At 61.0% G+C, this 18,902-nt stretch carries 26 protein-coding genes; all 26 read right to left on the minus strand.

Annotation, left to right across the window (positions count from 1 at the left end; all coding sequences use genetic code 11):
- Positions 1-51 precede the first annotated feature (51 nt).
- The 26 genes from KU43P_RS17030 to KU43P_RS17155 all read right to left on the minus strand — a co-directional run bounded on the left by KU43P_RS17030 (position 52) and on the right by KU43P_RS17155 (position 18,870).
- Positions 52-681, minus strand: coding sequence for a tail assembly protein (locus KU43P_RS17030; protein ID WP_317658562.1), 630 nt, complete (start codon positions 679-681; stop codon positions 52-54).
- A gap of 42 nt (positions 682-723) precedes the next feature.
- Positions 724-1,074, minus strand: coding sequence for a hypothetical protein (locus KU43P_RS17035; RefSeq protein WP_317658564.1), 351 nt, complete (start codon positions 1,072-1,074; stop codon positions 724-726).
- A 484-nt stretch (positions 1,075-1,558) separates the two neighbouring features.
- The gene (locus tag KU43P_RS17040) at positions 1,559-2,314 is read right to left on the minus strand and encodes a C40 family peptidase (protein WP_317658565.1); all 756 of its coding nucleotides are present in this window, start codon (positions 2,312-2,314) and stop codon (positions 1,559-1,561) included.
- Between the two features lie 2 nt (positions 2,315-2,316).
- Positions 2,317-3,066, minus strand: a complete 750-nt coding sequence (locus KU43P_RS17045) for a phage minor tail protein L (protein ID WP_317658566.1) — start codon at positions 3,064-3,066, stop codon at positions 2,317-2,319.
- Positions 3,063-3,401: a phage tail protein gene (locus KU43P_RS17050; protein WP_317658568.1), complete on the minus strand. Its 339-nt coding sequence runs from the start codon at positions 3,399-3,401 to the stop codon at positions 3,063-3,065. Before KU43P_RS17050 ends, KU43P_RS17045 begins: the two co-directional genes overlap by 4 nt.
- The gene (locus KU43P_RS17055) at positions 3,401-6,688 is read right to left on the minus strand and encodes a phage tail tape measure protein (protein WP_317658570.1); all 3,288 of its coding nucleotides are present in this window, start codon (positions 6,686-6,688) and stop codon (positions 3,401-3,403) included. The genes KU43P_RS17050 and KU43P_RS17055 overlap by 1 nt, the downstream gene beginning before the upstream one ends.
- A gap of 44 nt (positions 6,689-6,732) precedes the next feature.
- Positions 6,733-6,972: a hypothetical protein gene (locus KU43P_RS17060; protein ID WP_317658572.1), complete on the minus strand. Its 240-nt coding sequence runs from the start codon at positions 6,970-6,972 to the stop codon at positions 6,733-6,735.
- Complete coding sequence (locus tag KU43P_RS17065; RefSeq protein ID WP_317658574.1) at positions 6,969-7,313, minus strand: hypothetical protein; 345 nt, start codon at positions 7,311-7,313, stop codon at positions 6,969-6,971. The genes KU43P_RS17060 and KU43P_RS17065 overlap by 4 nt, the downstream gene beginning before the upstream one ends.
- A gap of 42 nt (positions 7,314-7,355) precedes the next feature.
- Positions 7,356-7,856, minus strand: coding sequence for a hypothetical protein (locus tag KU43P_RS17070; RefSeq protein WP_317658576.1), 501 nt, complete (start codon positions 7,854-7,856; stop codon positions 7,356-7,358).
- A 54-nt stretch (positions 7,857-7,910) separates the two neighbouring features.
- Positions 7,911-8,297, minus strand: a complete 387-nt coding sequence (locus KU43P_RS17075; protein WP_317658578.1) for a DUF3168 domain-containing protein — start codon at positions 8,295-8,297, stop codon at positions 7,911-7,913.
- Positions 8,290-8,790 carry an HK97 gp10 family phage protein gene (locus KU43P_RS17080; RefSeq protein ID WP_317658579.1) on the minus strand — a complete coding sequence of 167 codons (501 nt, stop codon included), beginning with the start codon at positions 8,788-8,790 and terminating at the stop codon, positions 8,290-8,292. Before KU43P_RS17080 ends, KU43P_RS17075 begins: the two co-directional genes overlap by 8 nt.
- 3 nt (positions 8,791-8,793) lie before the next feature.
- Positions 8,794-8,976: a hypothetical protein gene (locus KU43P_RS17085; RefSeq protein ID WP_176509440.1), complete on the minus strand. Its 183-nt coding sequence runs from the start codon at positions 8,974-8,976 to the stop codon at positions 8,794-8,796.
- Positions 8,977-8,984: 8 nt separating this feature from the next.
- The gene (locus KU43P_RS17090; protein WP_317658582.1) at positions 8,985-9,311 is read right to left on the minus strand and encodes a phage head closure protein; all 327 of its coding nucleotides are present in this window, start codon (positions 9,309-9,311) and stop codon (positions 8,985-8,987) included.
- Positions 9,308-9,649, minus strand: coding sequence for a head-tail connector protein (locus KU43P_RS17095; RefSeq protein ID WP_317658584.1), 342 nt, complete (start codon positions 9,647-9,649; stop codon positions 9,308-9,310). The genes KU43P_RS17090 and KU43P_RS17095 overlap by 4 nt, the downstream gene beginning before the upstream one ends.
- Positions 9,650-9,653: 4 nt before the next feature.
- On the minus strand, positions 9,654-10,172 hold the full coding sequence (locus KU43P_RS17100) for a hypothetical protein (protein ID WP_317658586.1): 519 nt from the start codon (positions 10,170-10,172) through the stop codon (positions 9,654-9,656).
- A gap of 48 nt (positions 10,173-10,220) precedes the next feature.
- Positions 10,221-11,402 (minus strand): phage major capsid protein, encoded by a 1,182-nt coding sequence (locus KU43P_RS17105; RefSeq protein WP_317658588.1) that lies wholly within the window; start codon positions 11,400-11,402, stop codon positions 10,221-10,223.
- A 2-nt stretch (positions 11,403-11,404) separates the two neighbouring features.
- On the minus strand, positions 11,405-12,262 hold the full coding sequence (locus KU43P_RS17110) for a head maturation protease, ClpP-related (RefSeq protein WP_317658590.1): 858 nt from the start codon (positions 12,260-12,262) through the stop codon (positions 11,405-11,407).
- A gap of 16 nt (positions 12,263-12,278) precedes the next feature.
- Positions 12,279-13,577 (minus strand): phage portal protein, encoded by a 1,299-nt coding sequence (locus KU43P_RS17115; RefSeq protein WP_317658592.1) that lies wholly within the window; start codon positions 13,575-13,577, stop codon positions 12,279-12,281.
- Between the two features lie 150 nt (positions 13,578-13,727).
- The gene (locus KU43P_RS17120; protein WP_317658593.1) at positions 13,728-15,407 is read right to left on the minus strand and encodes a terminase large subunit; all 1,680 of its coding nucleotides are present in this window, start codon (positions 15,405-15,407) and stop codon (positions 13,728-13,730) included.
- A gap of 3 nt (positions 15,408-15,410) precedes the next feature.
- Positions 15,411-15,911 carry a terminase small subunit gene (locus KU43P_RS17125; RefSeq protein ID WP_317658594.1) on the minus strand — a complete coding sequence of 167 codons (501 nt, stop codon included), beginning with the start codon at positions 15,909-15,911 and terminating at the stop codon, positions 15,411-15,413.
- A gap of 157 nt (positions 15,912-16,068) precedes the next feature.
- Positions 16,069-16,407 (minus strand): HNH endonuclease, encoded by a 339-nt coding sequence (locus KU43P_RS17130; RefSeq protein WP_317658596.1) that lies wholly within the window; start codon positions 16,405-16,407, stop codon positions 16,069-16,071.
- Entirely contained in the window at positions 16,407-16,688 is a 282-nt protein-coding gene (locus tag KU43P_RS17135) for a phage holin family protein (RefSeq protein ID WP_317658597.1), read from the minus strand. The genes KU43P_RS17130 and KU43P_RS17135 overlap by 1 nt, the downstream gene beginning before the upstream one ends.
- Positions 16,689-17,063: a putative holin gene (locus tag KU43P_RS17140; protein ID WP_317658599.1), complete on the minus strand. Its 375-nt coding sequence runs from the start codon at positions 17,061-17,063 to the stop codon at positions 16,689-16,691.
- Positions 17,064-17,137: 74 nt separating this feature from the next.
- On the minus strand, positions 17,138-17,674 hold the full coding sequence (locus KU43P_RS17145; RefSeq protein WP_317658601.1) for a YfbU family protein: 537 nt from the start codon (positions 17,672-17,674) through the stop codon (positions 17,138-17,140).
- Positions 17,675-17,853: 179 nt separating this feature from the next.
- On the minus strand, positions 17,854-18,540 hold the full coding sequence (locus tag KU43P_RS17150) for a hypothetical protein (RefSeq protein ID WP_317658603.1): 687 nt from the start codon (positions 18,538-18,540) through the stop codon (positions 17,854-17,856).
- Between the two features lie 12 nt (positions 18,541-18,552).
- Positions 18,553-18,870, minus strand: a complete 318-nt coding sequence (locus KU43P_RS17155; RefSeq protein WP_317658605.1) for a hypothetical protein — start codon at positions 18,868-18,870, stop codon at positions 18,553-18,555.
- Positions 18,871-18,902: the final 32 nt, after the last annotated feature.

Here is an 18,902-nt window from a genome sequence, read left to right on the forward strand (position 1 = left end):
TCCGGGCAATAAAAAACCGCCCTTAGGCGGTGTATGTGTGCTGAGCTGGCCCTAGGCCTTGTCTTGAGCTTCGATGGAGATCGAGATGATCGCCCCGCCCCAGCGTCGCTTACCGATGCAGATCGGGACTGGATTGCCGCTGGCGGTGGTGTTCCTGGCGCTACCGAAAGCGTATGAGGGCTTGTTCTCTGCTGCTGCGCTCAATGATAGACCCTGAGCCTGGGGACTGAGCAGCTGGATCACGCCACCAATAGCCATGGATGCACCAACGGCAGCGGCGACACCCCATCCTCCTGCGCCAGCCGCAAATGCGGCACCGACGCCACCGGAAGCTACTGTCGCAGCAACAACCAGAGCGACTCCAATGACGGTCTGCAGTAGGCCCCCTCGCTTGCTGCCACTGATGATCGGAACAATTCGAACTTCACGTGTACCGGCGCGGGAAAACTCGTCCAGCCCAACATTCTTCCTGTTGCGAAAAACCGCAAATCTGAGGCCAAGCCTGTCCAACCTCTTGATTTCATCCTCAAACCCTTGAAGCGTGGCTTTGAGGGCCTGAAAGACCTCCCAGGTAGATCCGGAGTCAATCATTCGACGATGCAGGCGCCCAAACTTCTGGGCAAGTGAGCCCGAAAGCTTGATTGTGGTCATGGGCGTGTAGGAAATGGAACTCGCAGTCATGCTTTTCTCCAGGGAATAAAAAACCGCCCGTAGGCGGTCTATTCACAGGCAGCTGTTGACTGCCTCGATTCGTCGATTTTTCCGCCAATCCATTAGGCCTGATTGGAAGTACAAACCCACTTCAGTTCCAGAGTTTGAGCCACGGAAGTCGGCAAACTCGACTTCACCAGTGCTGATAACTGTCCTGCCTCCATCTGCAAGAGGCTGTATCGACGCGCCGTAGTGGGCTCCCATCAGCGACTGGTTTTGCCAGGCAAAAAGGACGCACTCAGCGAGGCTGTCGACAGGCTTTGCACTACTGAATGACCTGGCAGGCCCATCGGCCCGCTTCTCATTCATCGAGGCGCACCCGGCCAGCAAAGCCAGACCCAGAGCACCGATCAGAATTCGCATGTGATCCCTCCTTGTTGATGGCGGAAATCTACCACAGCCGAGCCTGGTCACCATTAGACGCAACAAGCCCGACCCGCAGTCATACCCAACAATTATTACTTCCGATAGTAGCGACGGAAGTTTGTCCTGCCGTGGTAATAGCTCTTGCAAACCTTCCGCGCGCCATATCCGGTCGCGAGGAAAACTGCTCCAAAGACTATCCAAAGTACAGTTGAGTTGGTTGTGATGAAGGTATGAACGCCTTTTGCAGCCCACCACCCCGCGACCACGCATACGATCAGGAAGAATACAGCGACACCGCGGGGAGTACCGTAGCTAATCTCGGCCTGACATCCCCTACACACACTAGCTCCCCATGGGACAGCGTTCATGCAGTGGGGACAGGTAACGGTCGATCCTGTTGTCATGAAGTCACTCCTTTGAAACATGAGCAGAAAAGCGCGGAGTCTAAGGCAAACCTTCCTGTCTTACACTCCTGGGCAAGTCATTTCGCGTCTCGATGACGCAACACAAGGCGCATCCGGTCGAGCCAAGGCCCGCCGAACACAACAATTTCTGATGGCCGCCCAAGCAAGTGGTGCAGCATGAATGGGCCGGATCCGAAGACCTCAACCGCCTCCTCTGGCAGCCGGGCGTCAGCGCCGAGGTAGATGCCGGCGTGGTTCGGGTGAGCCGTGCGGCCTACGGCCATGACGATCATGTCGCCGCGTTGCGGCTGGCTGACTTGGTAGAAGCCCGCGACCTCATAGGCCTGCTCGTAAAGACTTGGGCCGTCCACCTGCTCCCACCAGCCCTCTTCCCGGGTATAGGCCGGGAAATCCAGGCCCCACTCCCGTTTGTACCAGTCTGCGCAGACCTGCCAGCAGTCCCAGGCACCGTGCACGAACGGCCGCTCCAACAGCGGTGCGTGACCGGTGGGCGTGACGGTGCGCAGGTCACCCTCCGGCCAGGACAGGATGTACCAGGGCAACCCAGTGGCCTCGCACATGGCCAGGTCGCGAGCCGAAGGCCTGCTGGTGGCATCTGGATGCGAGTGCACGATGCCGATCACCTCACCCTGATCTTCGGCTGCGGCGTACTGCTCCGGCGAGATGCGGAACTCCTCTGCAGGATCGGTAGCCGTGTTGCCGCACGGGACATACCGCTGGCCGCGCCCCACAGCGATGAGCAGCCCGCAGCACTCCCGAGGGTATTCCGCCGCAGCGTGCGCTTGCACGGCGGCCAGGATGTGTTTGCGCATGTTCAGCTCCGTGCGATGAGGGAAACGGCCGGGAAGCCGCCAAAGGGCAGTTGGTTGCCTTGGCCAAAGCGGACGGTGCAGCCTGAGTCCAGGCAACCGTTGCACTGGTCCTTGGCTGGGTCATCCGTGGAGTTGCCGTCCAAGTCGTAGTAGGGGCCGGTGTAGCCGCAGTTCGGACCACGGTACCCGGCGGTCATCGCCCAGTGGCATAGCTGGGTCATCTGCCGGCCGATCGTCTCACCGCCCACATCGCCCGGGCTGGCCAGTTCCCAGGAGACAGTGGTGCCGTTCTCGGACACCTTCTGGTCGATGTACCAGACCTCGATGGCTTCCTCGGTCGGATCAGCCTCTGGGTTGCCTGCCGGAAAATTGACCGCATCCAGGTACCGCGCCATCGTGTGACGCATGGTCAGCTTGAACTCGAGCAGGTTGTCGAAGGCCAGGCACAGCGCCGTGATCCGGCCGTTGACGTTGCCTACGGTCAGAGTGGGCCGAACCGCCGTGCCATCCGAGTTCGCTTCGATGCCCTCGATCTGCATGGGCCAGGCGCCATACTCGTTGCCCTGCCACCAGATCGACTTGGCCGGCAGCTGATCGGCGTTCGCGCCAGCCGCTGCAAGCTCCTGAGGCGTGTGCGGTATCGCGTGCCCATGGAATCGCAGCGTGTCCGCTCCGAAATCGGAGCCGTCCAGCTCGAACAACAGGATTTCTGCGCCGGGCTCCAGCTTCTGCAGCTGAGTGATCAAAGTCATGGATGAAATGCTCGTTCAAAAGTGGCTGTCAGAACCGCCACACCGCCCGGCTTTCGCTGCTGCCGGAACGTCTCGCACCGGTACAGCCCTAGGACACCCTCAGGGTTCGTCCACAGAAATGACATGGCGCCCCGGTGCCGCCGGATGAACGCCAGGATAGGTGCGACCTCGTCAGCCAGACCGCCGAACGACAACGCCCAGCTGTCAGACTCGGCGTTCAGGCCATCGGTGGACACCTGGGCGTAGTTATCACCGAACTGTGATTTCCGGGTGCGCAAGGTGCTATCACCGCTGGCCTCGTCGTCTGGCGTCCAGGTGAAGGTTTCGATTGCCATCAGCGTCTCCCATTACTGTTTCGATAGCTCACGCCACCTGCCCGCCACGAAGCGGCAATGGCACGCTCAGCCACCCCTTGCATCTGCTGCTGGAGGTTTTGCTGAAGCGCGGTGCTGTCCAACTCCATGCCGTCTGCGCTGCGGTCTTCAACGCTTACCGAAACCGGTACGTTGAGCTGAACCACCGTGGACCCGCCGCCGCTGCCGCCAATCACCTGAACCCCGAGCGATCCGTCCGCGCCCCTGGCCAACGGCATGATTGCCTCAGGCCCAGCCTCGCCGGCCACGCCCAGACCGCCATTCGCCATACCGAAGGCAGTCGGGCGGCTCAACACGCTGTTGGTGAATGCGCCGCCCTTGGCGAACAACTGCACGCCTCCAGACCAAGCGCCGCCCAACGCCTGAGGGAAGTACGCGCTGCCGTAGCCAGCCTGCGACGCACCGAGGTTCGACGAGATGGCGCCTGCAGAACCGGGCGTCAGGCCGTTACCGGAGCCGCCGCCGAAGTAGCTGCCCACCGCAGAGACGCCCAGGCCGACCAGCCCACTCAGCAGCGAGCTTGCGGCCTGCTGGCTGGCGATCCTGGCCATATCCGAAATCACACTGCTGGCGAAGTCCTTGAAGTTGGCCTTCCCCGTCATCGCGAACTCGGCCACGGCGTCCCGAGCCGTATTGAACCCGGTGGTGAGCATGTCATCGGTTGCACCGGCGACGTTCGCGGCATCGGCCTGGATGTTGGCCCAGGCTCTTTTGGCGCCATTGCGGTAGTCCCGCTGCGCCTGCAGCCTTGCCTCAAAGCCGTCGACTTCCATCTGCAGCTCGCGGGCTTGGTAATCAGCGAGGTCGGCCAGCCGTTCCTCATAGGCGCTCTGGCTGAGGCGCCGAGAAACGTCCTCCTGTTGCTCTTCCAGCTGGCGTCGAGACTCTGCGTACTTCTGCCGTACGGCATTCAGCCTGTCTGCCTGCTCGCGATCATCGTCCCCCATTCCAACGCCCGCTACATCGGCATTGATGGCGTCCTGCCGGGTCTGGAGCACCACCTCCATGGCCTTGCGGTAGGCCTCAGCGCTGTTGCGCCGAATATCCGCCAGCTTCTTCTCCTCGTCCGTCCGCTTCTGGATGGTCGTATCGGCGTAGGCCGTGTTCAGATTCTTGATGCCGAGTTCCATCTCGGCGGCGGTGATCTTGCCGGCAGCCTGAGCTTTACGCAGACCCTGCACGCCTTCTGCCAGGTCAGCGAGTCTCTTCCTCTCCGGCAGCGCCCGGTCGATGATCGCGTCGAGGGCCTTGATCTCGTCCTTCAGGGCCTTGGTTCGGTCCTTCGTGCCTTCGGTGGCATCCTTGTTGGCCTTCTTTTGCGCCTCGATCGCGCTCGCAGCCGACAGGATGGCCAGGCGATCGCTTTCGGTGAGATCCGTATTTTCCGCAATGTAGCGGTTGGCGATCTTGGTGGCATCGCCGTTGTCCTGGAGGCCAGCCAGTTGCTTCTGCAGCGTCTCCAGATAGGTCTGGCCTGCCGTGCTCATGCCGGCTTTGGCGGCGTTGTTTGCCTCGGTGGCCGACGTGTTTTCGTCGGTTACACCGGTGAGCACCCGCAGAGTTTCCGCGATCAGGCCCGAGCGCTGATCGGCGTCGCTCACCGCGCCAGCCTGGGTAATCCACTGCTGCACCGTGCCGGCCGGCAGTTGGAGGCGGTTACCGACCTCTTGCAGGACGGGCGAAAGCCCTTGTCCTGCTGTGCGCGCTTCGTTGAGCCGATCAATCAGCCCCTGGTACTCAGCCAACTGCCGGTTGTACTGGCCGCCGGAGTCGCGCGCCGGAGCAGTGACCACGGCAGAACGGATGGACTGGGCGAGGTCACCGTAGGCGTCCTTCACCTTGTCGGTCGCGGTGACCTGCTCCTGCTGCCATTTGACCAGGGACGCTTCCCGCTGGTCCTTGTTGAGCTTGGCGAACTCGTCCCGCAGCTGCGCCACGGGCTTGTGCAGATCCTCAAGGCTGACGCCTGCCTGATCAGCGTTGTTGCTCAGCAGGAGGAAGCTGGCAGCTGCGGTGCCGGCCAACAGGGCAAGCCCCATGGGGCCGCCCAAGACGCTGAGCAGTCCTGCACTTACAGTGCGAAGGCCGGCCTGGGCTGTTGCTACTGCAACGGTCGCGGCTGCTTCGCGCTGCCGCGCTTGGGCAAGCTGGATGGACATCTGCGTCTGCACCGCCGTGCCGCGCGCCGCAGCAGCCTCCCGAGCGGCAAGGATGGTCAACGTTTCAGCCTTGCGCTGATCGGCGAGGGCCGCTTGCACCACAGCCTCGGCCTGGGCGATGCGTGCGGACCGATCGGCCAGTGCGGCCTTCACGGCCAGCCCCGACTTCGCCACGTAGTTGGTCAACGCCGCGACGCCCACGCCGCCCATGGCCACGGCCACTAGGGAGACGTTATCGGCCAAGGCAATCAGGATACTCGACAGTCCTGCAACGGCGCCGGTCTGCTCCTCCATACCCCCAAGGAAGCTCTGGACGGCGTTGCCGATGTTCACCATCGCATCCTGCACGCTGGTGGACATGTCAGCGGCAGCCTGGCGGTTGGCTTCGACAGTGCTGAGCAAGCCAGTGTTCAGATCATCCAGCGACAGCTTGCCCTGGACGCCCAGCTTGCGAATTTCCTCGGCGCTCTTGCCCGTGGCGGTCGCGATCGCCGTGACGATGGTGGGCATAGCGTCCTGAATGGACACCCAGCCATCCGCCTCAACCTTGCCGGTCTGCAAAGCCTTCGAGTAAGCGTCTAGAGCAGAGCCCGCCTTGTCGGCGGCCGCGGCGTTGGTCACCAGCAGGAAGCTGAAGCTATCGGTGATGTCGAGCGTCTGCTGGGTGTTGAAGCCCAGGCTACGCATCACGTCTGCGGTGCGGATGTACAGCTCTTGCGCCTCAGCCAGTGGCCGGTAGGTTTCCTGAGCGGTCCGGAGCAGATGTTCCTGCACCGTCTGGTATTCACCCGCGCTGCCGGCGGCGGCCTTCATGCGGTCGGACATCTGCCCGTAAGCGTCGACCTGCTGGATGATGCCGCCAATCAAGCCAGCACCTGCGACGGCGGCAAATGCGCCGCGCATCAGCAAACCGGCTTTCTCAGCGGCAACCCCGGCGCTATCGAACGCGGAGTCAACTTGCGCCAGGTTGCTGTCGATAGATTGAGTGGTGCGCGCCACCACCTGGTCAGCGCTGGCCAGCTCGCGCCGCAGCTGTGCCGTGGTGGCCTCAATCTGGACCAGCATCCCCTGGACTTGTTGGTCGGCCATGCAAATCTCCAAGCACAAAAAACCGCCCGGAGGCGGCAGGCTGTCTACTGTTTGGGCCGCCCTCGCAGGAAGCTCTTCAATTTATCCGCGACGCTTTCACGCTTCTGCGGGGTGGCCGGGGTTTGTCCCTGTCCTTGGCCCTGACCTCTTCCGGTCCAGTCGATCCGAGCATCGAGAGCGAGCATGATTTGCGGAATGGGGGTGTGCCACGCGGTGGCAGGCGGCCAGCCAAGCCAGCCGGTGGCCACGCCGAACAGATAATCGACGTAGCTGCCGTTCTTCACTGCGCTGTGCTGACCGCCTCGTCCTTTCCCCGGGCGGCCACGCTCGGTGGCACAGGGTTGAGCAGGACGGTTATGAACTCGGTCAGCTTGCCGGACACCTGGGCGACGCCGGTATGAAAGACCTCGCCGGCGATGATCGGATGCTGATCCGGCTTCAAGTCGGCGCCCGCGACAACAATGTCAGCACAAGCGGCGATGCTCATGAGGCGCATGGCCTCAAGTGCCCCGCGCAGCCCGCCGAAGCGGGCCTCAATGCGCAACGCGGCGTCCAGTGTTGGTTTCAAGGTGTAACTGCGTGCACCGATCAACAGCGTGACGGTGCCGTGCAAGGCTTCGCTCATGGGGGTTCTCGCTGAAATGGATGGGGCTTAGCCCCGTCACAGTCACGGAGTGGCTGGACCGGCAGGGATCTCGATGATGTCGGTGTTGATCCCGAGCGTGATGTTGCGGCGCACCACGTTGTCAGCAGCACCTGGAGCCACGGTGTTGTTCATCACCTTCACGCCGTAATAGAAAGTGGTCGGCAGGATCGCTGGAGTGGCACCTGGGTCACCGTCGTTGAGCGTGACCTTGATGTTGTAGTTGCCCTTGGAGCGATCCTTGTGCGCCACCGCTACGGCCTTCTGGCCAGCATCGCCGTTGTCGAGGCCCACAGTCACGGTCATGTTGCCCGCATCAGCAGTGCCCTTGTACTTGCGCACCCGACCATTAGCCAAGGAGGTGAAGTTGACAGGGTTGAAGGTGTCGCCGAACTCGCCCAGGTCTTCAATTTCGCCAACATCCACATAGGTGTCAGCTTCGTACTCGGTGAGGGTGCTCGCACCGGTTTTGCCGCCGATGGAGAGGCGGCAGCCGGCGGCTGTATTGAGGTTGTCGTCGGCCATGGGGGGTCCTCCAAAGGCACATTGGATAAAGGCCGCAGCGCGGCCGTGGGTGATTCAGTGGGTAGTGATCACGCGGACAGTGATCGAGCCCTGGTAAGTGATGCCGTCTGCGTCACGCTGGGAGTCGGCCTGCTCGACCCGGACGGAAACGGCGCGGCCAATCTCCAGCGGAAGCCGTCGTTCGTCCAGGGCGGCAATGACCTCGCCGTTGATGCGCTTGACCTCCGCTTGGCCAACGGCGTCGGACCAGACAGACAGGTACAGCAAGCGCGTTTCGCGCTTGCGGCCCGAAATGGGGCTGCTGTTGACCGAGGCCTCACGGTCGATGGAGACGTACGGCATGGCCGCATTCAGCGGCGCACCGTCGTAGATCGGGCAGCTCACCTCAGCCTGAAGCCTGGCAAAGATGGCTTCCTGCAAGGCCAGCGATGGATCAGTCATTCCCTACCCCCTGGCTTGCCTTGCGCAGCGTGCGTTGCACGGCGGCTTCGATGTCGGCCATTACATACTCCCGGTTGACGTCGATGGATGGACGAAGCCACGGATGCGCCGGTCTGGCTGGTATGTCTGGGTATTTGCCAAAGAAGTTCGTACCGTCGCTTTTGTTAGTGACACGTCGGTTTCGGTCACCAGCCCGTTTGCCACCGGTGTAACCCTTGGTGCCGTACTCGATGAAGCGCAAGTAGAAGAACCGCCGATTGTCGCGCTTGCCTCGAATCCCAATCTGGGCGTCCAGGCCACTGGGCGAGACGTACACCCGCAGCGCTGCAGCGGCCGCGCCGGTATCCTTGGGCATCAACTGCCTCTGGGCCTCCAAGATGCGGTTTGCCGCCTCCAGCATCGCCGGTTGCAGCTCGTTGTCCATCGTCTTGTGGATGTTGCGCAGCGTCCGACGCAGCCGGATATCGCCGCGAATGCTGGACCGGCGCGCCATAGCCTACTCCTTGGCCGGGGCCGGGGCCTTCGCTGGCTTTTCAGCAGAAGCGCTTTCGTCTTTGATCTCCACGGCATAGCCACGAGCGATCAGGCCTTCGCCATACTCCTTCTTTACCTCGAAGATATCGCCTTTCTCACGCTCGCCAGACGCTCCGGTCAGCGGGCCCAGTGCTTGAATTTTCATGGTTCACCTCATGGATTCGGTACCGATGAGCAAAGCAGCCTCATCAGGGTGTTCTCGTTGTCCGGTAACACTGCCTCGACCTGGTAGGTGACCCCGCGCCGCGTCAGTCGAGTCCCGGAAATGATGTCCAAGCGCGGCCTGGCAATGATTTCTGCCGTAACAACTGCACTCAGCTTTTCCGCGACTGCCGTTACGCGCCCTGTAGGGGTGCGGACTTCGCCCCACATTTCAGGGCGAGCTGCAGGAAGCCACGTCACGGTGGCTCCGCCGGACTTATTGCGCTCTTCATGTCGGTGGGTCACCTCGAGCCGGTGACGTAGAGGCCCGGCTCTCATACACCCCACCCGATACGGTGTGGGGTCAGGAGCGCCTTCGACCCTTGCGGCAGTTCGGTGGCAATGGTCCCGATCACAACGTCCTCACGGTTGGCGTAAAGGTGGCCGAGGATCAGCAAGCATGCAGCCTTGATCTGCTTGTTGCTGACCATGGGCGAGTCGCCTGCATCCCCGGCGGCAACAGCCTCATCAAGCGCCTGCTGATCCACATAGAAGCGGCGGTTCAGATAGTCCATCGCCTGACCTTCGGCCGCCTCGATCAGTAACTCCAGGTATGCGTCATCGTCGTCGGGATCCCGCAGATGATGCCGGGCGATGGTCATGCTGATGACCGGCATATCGCTACTCCTCCAGCGGCTCGAACGATGCCAGCTTCCGCTCCACCAACTCCTCTGCATGCCGACGTGGCACCACGTAGGCGGGGCCGCCGCGGCGACGCAGTTCGCCCCCATCCATGTAGGACCGCATCGGGTAGATCTGAAGAGTGGCTGGATTGGGGTTAGCCGCAATCTCACCCTCTCCAGCAGACTGATCGGCTTCGTCAGTGCTGTCGGTCACGCCTTGCCCGTTCTGATCTGCGACTTCCGATGCGACCGTGTCCGTACCGGGGGCTTCGGCAATGGTGCCCAGGTCGCTTGCGGTACCCGAGTCTGCCGGTGTTTCCGGCAGCGCCTGCTCTGCGCTCTCAGCCGAGGCTGGAGCTGTTGCGGGAGCGCCCGACTCGCCAGGATTTGGCGAGGCTGAATCACCAGGCGAAGGGGGCAAAGCCCCATCCACGGCCTGGCCTCCGCTTGTTTCAGTGGTCGATACAGGTTCCTTCGGCTCAACCGTGGACTCTGGTTTTTCCTGTTTACGTGCCATGGGAGTACTCCAATCGGGCGTCATTGCTGACGCCCCTAGTCAGAGAAATCAAGGAGTGATCAGCGGACCGGTGACGAACGCCTCATCGCGATAAATCGCAAAGGCCAGACGCTCTTCAGCACGGATCGTGGCCATGTTGTTCTCGAAGTCCTTGTCGTTCTCGGTCGAGATCAGCACTTCGATTTCCATGCGGTCGAAAATCTGAGCGCCGAGCTTGAATGCTCCGACCAGGAAGTCGTTCTGTGTCATGGCTTGGGTGGAAACCACTGGGCGATTCCAGAGTTTCGCGTTGGTGCCCTCCTGAGGCTGGCCGATGATGTAACGGCCTTCACCGTCCTTGGTCAGCTCGATGGCCGCCCAGTCGATCGGGTTGAGCACGATGCCATCCGAAGGGAACTCCGCCAGTTCGGCTTGCAGCAGCGCCAGGCGCAGGCGGTCAATCCGCTGCTCGCCCACCACCGTCACGCCAGCCGGCTGGGCGTACAGCTGAGCGACTGTCATCAGGCCTTGCAGGTTCGCGCCAGTGCCACTGCCGTAGAGAAGCTGGGCTTCTTCAGCCATGTTCAGGCCGTAGCGTGCGCGAGCGTCGATGTAGCTCTGCAGTGCCTTGGCGTCATCGAGCATCTGGCGGCTCGCTTTGAACAGGTGAGCGATGGTACGGACGTTTGCGGTCGCCAAGGCGAAGGTGATATCGGAGTACGGCTTGGCGGTGCCCTCCGCAACCGTACGCGCGTTGTTGGTGTAGCCGGTTTCACGGATGTACTCGATCGAGTTCGACTCCGTCTCACCCGGCGCCACCAGGTCGCGGATCGTCAGTCGGCGCTGCGGCGGCGCGACGACACCGGGCAAACGCTGGGCGGGAACCAGGTCGCCGCCGGTAGCAGTGGTGATAGCCGCGCGCGGCACAGAGACGCGACGCGAGCCGCGGAAGGACGAGTTCATGTCCTGCATTTCTTCGCTGCCGATCACCAGGGCACCCACCGACTTTTGCGGTTCTTCCTGATGAGTGCGGTCACGGCTCGCATTCACGAGCTTCTGCTCAGCCTCGCCCAGGCGAGCCTGCAGTTCGCCCTGCTTGGTCAACATATCATCGACCTTGGCGCGGGTTTCGGTGTTCATCTCGCCGCTGGCCTTGATCTGTTTCTCGACCGCCTCGGCCTGGCTTTTGATCTGGTCGCCAATGCCCTTGAGGCTGGCGTTGAGTTCCTTGACTTGGGCTTCAAAGTCCATGGTCACTTTCCTTTCAGAGAATTGAGGAGATTGGTTGCCGCGCTCAGAGAGACGGAGAGGTCTGGCGCGACAGCGCGGGGCTTATCGGTCGGGGCAGCGTTATGCGTGCCCCCGCCGGCAGCGCGAGGCATACCGGACTTAAAACTGGCGAACAGTTCGCGGCGCTCGGAGCGAGGCATGCCGCCCTTGGCCAGGGCTACGTCCATCGCCTTGAGCGCATTGGCCTGGGCGGCGTCTTCGGTTTCGCGCTCGGTGACCTCAGTGGACGACAACAGCCCAGTGGCCAGGCCGAGTTCCACAGCACGCTTGCCGCGGATGTAGGTTTCGTCGTCCATCAGTTCAGCCATGTCTTCAGCCGACTGCCCGCTGGTCTCGGCATAGAGGTCAGCCATGGCGGCATCGAACTCCTCCATATCGTCGGCGATATCGCGGAGGTAGTTGCGGTTGCCGGCAAGCCAGGTCCAGCAGTTGTGGATCATGAGGAAGGCGCTGCTGGCCACCTCTCGCTTCTTCCCCGCGAGGAAGACAATCGAAGCAGCGCTCGCCGCCATGCCGAGCACCTTGGTGGTGACCTCGTGGCTGTGCTCTTGCAGGCGGTTGTAAATGGCGATGCCTTCGAACATGTCGCCACCTGGGGAATTGATGTAGACGGTGACATCACGCTCGCCGATCGCCCGCAAGGCGGCGTCGATTCGTTTCAGCGTGACGCCCTCGCCATACCAGTCTTCACCGATCACGCCGTACACCGTGATGGTGTCCGAGGTGCTCTCGACGGCCGCCTGGATCGCGGGGTTCCATTTATCGAGCGCGCGCGGGCTCATCTCGCTGCGCAGGCCGCGAGACTGGATCTTGTGTTTCATGGATTACTCCCGAGATTTACTTTTCCGGCTGTTGAAGCCAGTTCATCAGTGCGGCCCTTGCGGCCTGACCATCATCTTGCTTGCCCAACTGGTCCAGCGGCACCAGGTTCGACTGAACCGTCAGCACGTCACCGCCTGGCATGTGAGGCATGTTGTCTTTTCGCCGCCCTTCGTTGCGGGTGATGAAGCCGTTCTGGGCCATCGTGCTGAGGTACGCCGCGCGCCCAGAGCTGTCGGCCCGCAGGAACGCTTCGAGCGAGAACTCCGAATAGAAGTTGATCCGGTCTACCGCCGTCATGCACCACTTGTTCACGCACTGCTCGATCGGCGCCGTGAAGGACATGATGCAGTAGGTGAGAAATGCGATCTGCTGTTGTTCCAGGCCGGTGCCCCAGTTACTGCCCTTGTCGGTCTTCATCACCATCCAGGGCGGGACGCCGAACCATCGACAAATCTCCTCGATGCTGTGCCCTCTCGACTCCAGAAGCTGCGCGTCAGCGGGGTTGATGCCGATCATCTCCGGCTTCACGCCTTGCTCAAGCACAGGGCTCTTGCCAGCGTTCAGCGCCCCGGAGATGGTCTTGACGTACTCACGAAACTCTACGCGCTGGGCCGGGTTCAGTGTCTTGTCCACCGAAAACGCGACCGTAGGCATCATGCCGTTGCGGAAAGTGCTGTTGGCCGCGTCGTCTGCCGACATCGCCGAGCCAAACACATCCGCGCCGTAGCGAATGGCCGAAAGGCCAACCCGGCCGTCCAAAGTAAAGGCCGGGATGTGCAGCACGTTCTGCCGCACAATCTCCCGGCGCGCGCCCTTGCGTGGCCTGAAGAAGTATCTCAGCCGGCCATCATCATCGAACTCGAGGTCGACTCGAGACGGCATCAGGAAGTCCAGCGCAATGACGCGACCTGCTGATCGGTGAATCTCGCAGTAGGCATTCCCCCACAGCAGCATAGAGGCAACGACTGCCTGCCAGAAGTGGAAGGCGGCCATGTCCTCGTTGGGGCTGGTGTGCACCACGTCGTACAGCGGGAAGTCCCGTGCACTCTCACGACTACCATCAGGCATCCTCCGGTAGATGCTCAGGGGCAAGCCCGCAACCGAGGTTGAGATGATGCGGACGCAGGCCCACACCGTGGAAAGCCGCATCGCCTTGTCGACGCTGACCGATTTTCCGCTACTGGACTGAGCCCCGAGAAAAGCACCCCAGAAGCCGCCATCCGACAGCTTGATGCTCTTGCCCAACCATTCGCTCATGCTGGCTGATGGCTTGGCGGCCGCAGCCCCCAATGCCTGGGATAGGGTTTTAATCACTGGTCAGCCCTCGGCGAAGGAAGCCAGCGATGCAGAAGAAGCTCACAGCCCCTGCAATCAAAGCCCAGCCAGTACCGGCCAGCACCCATACCCCAGCACATGCCAGGGAGAAAGCCACCAGAGCGCAGGCGATGAAAATGTGAAGTGCGTTCATGCGATCAGTGGGTCCCGAATGCCAGCCATGAAGTTGTCCATTCCCCCGCGCCCCTCAGGATTGAGGCTGATCAGAGAAACAGCGTTGAATGTAGCCATCAGCGGGTCGATCTTCGCCGTGCCCGAGGCTTGCTTGGTAATCAAGAAGGCGTTGGCCGACGGCACCCCTTTGGCGTTTCCGCAGGACCAGGCCATGAGCGGCTGGCCGCAGTGCAGCAGCGTGCCCTCGGCAAGTTTGCGCTCTGTCGTCTTGATCGCGCCGGTGAGCTTCCAGCCTTGAGAAATACCAACGATCTTGTCTTCCTCGACACCGGCATCGGCCAAGGCGTCGAGAACAGAACCGATTCCCGCGGGGTCGAGACCGACCTTGTCGAGCAGGCCCGTCTCGTTGATGCGCTTGACGATGGCAGCGAATTGCTCAACGTCGTCACCGATCCGCTTGACGAGGGTCAGGTCACCAATCGCCTCAAGATCCTTGAGACGCGGGGCTTCGGACTTGCGCCGTTCAAGCACTGAAGGGTGCGCCCAGGCGTGGGCCCAGTGGAACCAGCGACGGGTGCCGGCTTCTCGGCCGACAACAGCAAGTCCAAGCAAGTCATCCAGCCCGCCACCATCACCGCCGACATCGATGACTTCGCATCGATCAAGGATTTCGTCCAGGCTCAACCAGGTTGCCGCCTGGGGTTCCCAGAATTCGGCACCGACCCAAGCGTCAGACATGAGCGCCAAGCCGATTTCAATGTTGAGGTGCTTAGCCAGGAAGCCGCGCAGCTCCCCCTCCCCGTCGATCTCTGCCTGCATGAACAAACGCTCAAGCGTCGGGCGGTCGACCGAGAACCCCATGTTGGGGTTCACCAGGTGGAAGTTCTCTGGCTTGCGCGCATCACCGCTGTCGATCATCTCCTTGGAGAATTCGTAGATGATCGGCAGGAAGCGATTGTCGTTGATGCGTCCATCACGGACGCCGCGCGCGTAGTTAAGCTTCGACCGGAATACCCCAGCCGGCGGTTCGTTCGATTGCGTGGTCAACCAGATGACAAAACCTTCTGGCCTGGACAACAGGCCACCGGTCGCCTCGCGAATCATGTCAGCCGCTTTCGGGTTCTTGCCAAACAGCCAGGCCTCGTCGATCAACACGCCGACGGCCTTCTTGCCGCCGACCACATCACTGTCAGCCGCGACAACCTTCAGCGTGGCGCCGGTTTCCCGGTGAGTGATCAACCGAAGGTGCGGCTGCACATGCAACAGATCCTTCAGTTCCTCATCGTTATTGACCATGTCCTTGGCCGGCACGAAGGCGTTGTCGGCAATCTCTTTGGTCGGCGCAAGGATGATGAACTCGGCCGACATCCGCCAGTTGCGGACAAGGGCCGTCAGCATGATCGCCGCTGCAATGGTCGACTTGCTGTTCTTCTTCGGGATGCAGAGCATGAACTCCCGAATCAGGCGTTCGCCGGTCTCGCTGTTGTAACTTCCAAACACAGCGCCTGCAAAAGCCAGCACCCATGGGGCACATGCACTCTCGATAGTTGGGCTGCCTGGGGCATCGACAATGCGAAGCCCCTTGAACACCTCGAGGCTTTCTTCTGCCTCCTGAGGAAAGAGCGGCTCTGGAATAATGGATTCGCTGGCAGCCAGCCGCCGCCACCAGTCAGGGCAGGCCGTGGTCCAAAGCATGTGTCACCCCTTAACGACAGTGAGGGGCGGCTTGCTTTGGGAATACCTGCCCTTGCCCGCTACCTTCGCGGCCTCCGCCTTCTGTTCTTTCTTTCCAGCCTCAGCTTTCTTCCCGTGAATGTAGGGAACAGCCGTCTGCGCAGCGTTGCGCCGGTCGAAGACTTTCGCCCTGGGCTCGTTCATCAGCGCAAGCAACCAAACCAACGGATCATCAGTGGACGGCAAGCAGCTCAGGAATTCGCCATCGGCTTCATTGAACTCGGCTGGGTCATCCGCGAGCTCATCATCCTTCGGTTTGCCTCTGCGTTTTTTCGGTTCAGGGTTAACACTGAGCTCTGCCCGGCGAGCCAGAATTGCGGATGCGATCTTCGGATCTTTGGACCAGCGCGAACCAGCTGCAGCAGCCGTCGAAGGCTTGCTGCCTGCGGCTTCCGCCGCTTCTTTGTTTGACGCGCCCCGGGCCTTAGCGTCAACAAACTGTCGCTGTTTGTCTGTTAACACCATTAACAAAAACCTTTAGGGGGGAGAAAAATGTCTACGTGGGGTCGGAGGCGGTCTAGCTAGATGAGAATCCTTAGCTTTTGACCCCCTACCCCCTTAGCAGCACGTCATTGGCGTGCCTCTTTGCCGTTCGGATGGATTTCGACGATCCGCGGATGCCTCAGCCGCCCAGGCCGGCTGCCTCCTCGGCCTGCTTGACCGAGTCGTGGCAAGGCTTGCAGAGGCTCTGCCAGTTGGCCTGGTCCCAGAAGAGAGTCATGTCTCCACGGTGAGCAATGATGTGGTCGACCACCTTTGCGGCCGTGGTGCGGCCGTTCCGATCGCAGAAGACGCAGAGCGGGTGATCATTGAGGTACCGCTCACGCGCCTTCTGCCATCTGTAGTCGTAGCCACGCTGGGAGCTGGTCATGCCGCTACGCCAGCTGCCAGGCGTGACCACCTTGACCCTTGAACCTGCGCTCTCCTTGATGCGGGAGCCGAGCGTCTTGAGCCTTGCCATCAGTCAACCCGAACGATCTTGGCCACGTTGCCCTTGGCCCGGCAAACTAGGATGGCTACCAGCAGGTAGAACGCAGTGTTGAACCAGGATGCATCAGCAAAGTCATCGTGCAGCACCATGCGGCCGATGAGGCTGACACACTGCATGCCGGTCACGGCGCAGGCAGCCCAGGCCATGAGCGACACGCTAAGCTTGTAGCGAGCCTCGGGGTATGGCCGGTAGCGCAATCCAATCATCACGAAGATGATGGCGCAGAGCGCGGCCTGGATAACGGCAACCATTCAACTCTCCTTCCTGGCGCGCAGACGGAAGACCCATTGCAGCCAGGTAGGCATACGACCAGTCTGCATCCACTCTAACAAGCCAGAGAATGTGACGACGCAGAGCACGCCGCATACGAATGCACTGAAGCCTGCGGTCTGGGTCCAGGCCCGGCCCATAAGCTCAGCTGCACCGAAGTAGCCACCAATCCAGCCAGCCAGCAGGTAGCCGACACGGCGCCAGGTGCTGATGTCCTTGGCAAACACCACGTAAAAGAAAGCCCCACCGAACGCGCCGACCAGTGCGGCTAGATCCAGTTGAGGGAATGCAGCACCCAGGCCGACGCTGGCAAGTACGCCGGTCACTGCAAGGGCGCCGGTACTTGGCTCGGCCATAAGCACTACTCCATAAAAAACCCGCCAGATGGCGGGTTAATAATTACATTTCGGGTTCTTAACCGGGCTGCAACTCAGCGGCGCGAAGGATGAATGCGCGCCCGGAGTATCGCCTGAATCTGATCAAGGCTCAAAAGCCCCGGCTGATAGACATCAACCTGTTGATCTTTCTCTTCGAGCATCCGTTGATAAAGATCGGTAGTCGGCATGTGCGAGTTGTGAATCCGGTCTTTAAAATTCGGCCACTTGTTCAGCTCATCAGTGAGCACGTGAGCAATCGAAGAGAGTTCGTACTCGTTGTTGCCGTCGAACCCAGGGAACGTCGCGGCTCCGGCTGACAGATCAAGCTGAGATCGCTCTTCATCGCTGAGATCTGCAATAGACGCTTCTAGAAGCTCCCACAAATCCAATACATCCATGACGTACTTCACTTCCGCAGGAGTTTCGGACTGACGGAAATGGTTTGGGTATTTGTGCGAAATAGCCCAAGCATTATCTCCAAGCGCCATGCGCCTGATGAAACCCGCATCGAACGAGTCCTCTATCCCAAGGGCTCCGTGAATGTCAGCGAGCAGCGTGAGCTGCAGCAGCTCTTTGTCAGTAAATTCCATCTCATCATCTCAAAAAGTACATGGCATCAAATGGCCACGCTCAATCCTAGCGGATTGAAATGACGAGAACAAAAAAGCCCGACTCATTGGCCGGGCTTTCGAGTGTCAGTCCTCAACGTGCGCAGGAATGACAGGATGGGGATAATTTCTCTCACTCTCTCACTGATGTCAATAGGCAATTATGCGGCGTCTTTGACCAGCAGGCCTTCTACCTCAAGAATCGCCCGAACCTCCCTCAGAGAGTCATTGATCATGCCGTCCAGCTTCTCCTTGATCCCTGAACGCCAGCGGTAGCGCGTAGGCTCGGATATGGCATCCATATCCCAGGTGTTCATGTCGTAGAAGCTGTCCGGAAGAATGATCAGATCCTCAGCCAGAGCCTCTGCCTTTTTGCGTTCAGCCTGGCCAGCTGCTAAGGCAGCGTTGACCAAGTTCTCGCGCCGCCATTCAGGAGCATCAAGCGGGATATCAACCGAAACCGAGCGAGGGGCCTTTCGACGCGCCCCTTTGAGCTTCGGGATGGCCCAGGTGGTCACGGCCTTGTAGATGAACAGCTGAGGCGCCGGGCTGGCGATCAGCGGCGCGATCGCCGTGATGCCCTGCAGGCGCTTTGCCTTGTTGGTGGCGTACTTCGCATTTAGGGCGTTCCAGTGGCGAGGTATCAGCAAGTGGTGAAGGCGCGCGGCCAGCCAGTAATCAACCTGAGTACGATCGAAGCCACCTGACTGGCCTCCCAGCGAAGCCAGGCAACCACCCTCCTCCTCCGCCGATTTGTAGAGCTTCTGCCATGCCTGGCCTTTCGCAGCGCCTTTCTCTCCTGCCGCCAGAGCGGCAACTACTGCACCCGATACGCTGTTGTAGATCATGTCCTTCCCCCCTCAATCACCGGTGTAGTTGGTGCCGCCGGCGCCGCGCCGGTTGCTTCCCTGATATGTTGCCTCAGGCCCGGATGCCTGAGGGTTCTTCAACTGCTCGATCTGCCGGAGCGCTGCCCGAAGCCTCATGCTGAGCTGGGTCACCAGTTCATCAAGGGCCAGAGCCTCGCCGGTTGCAGCCGCCACAAAGCCCGAGGCATGGCAGTGGCCGCATGGCAGTTCGTGAAACAAACCCTTGGTGACCGCTCTCCCACGGCACAAAGGGCACTGAGCCAGCTCGATCACAGCCTTCTTGAAGGCTGGGCCGTGGCTCTTCCTCATGCGTTGGACGCCTTTACCCAGCGCCGCACCGA

The organism is Pseudomonas sp. KU43P, from assembly GCF_033095865.1.
In the GTDB taxonomy this organism is placed as follows: Bacteria; Pseudomonadota; Gammaproteobacteria; order Pseudomonadales; family Pseudomonadaceae; genus Aquipseudomonas.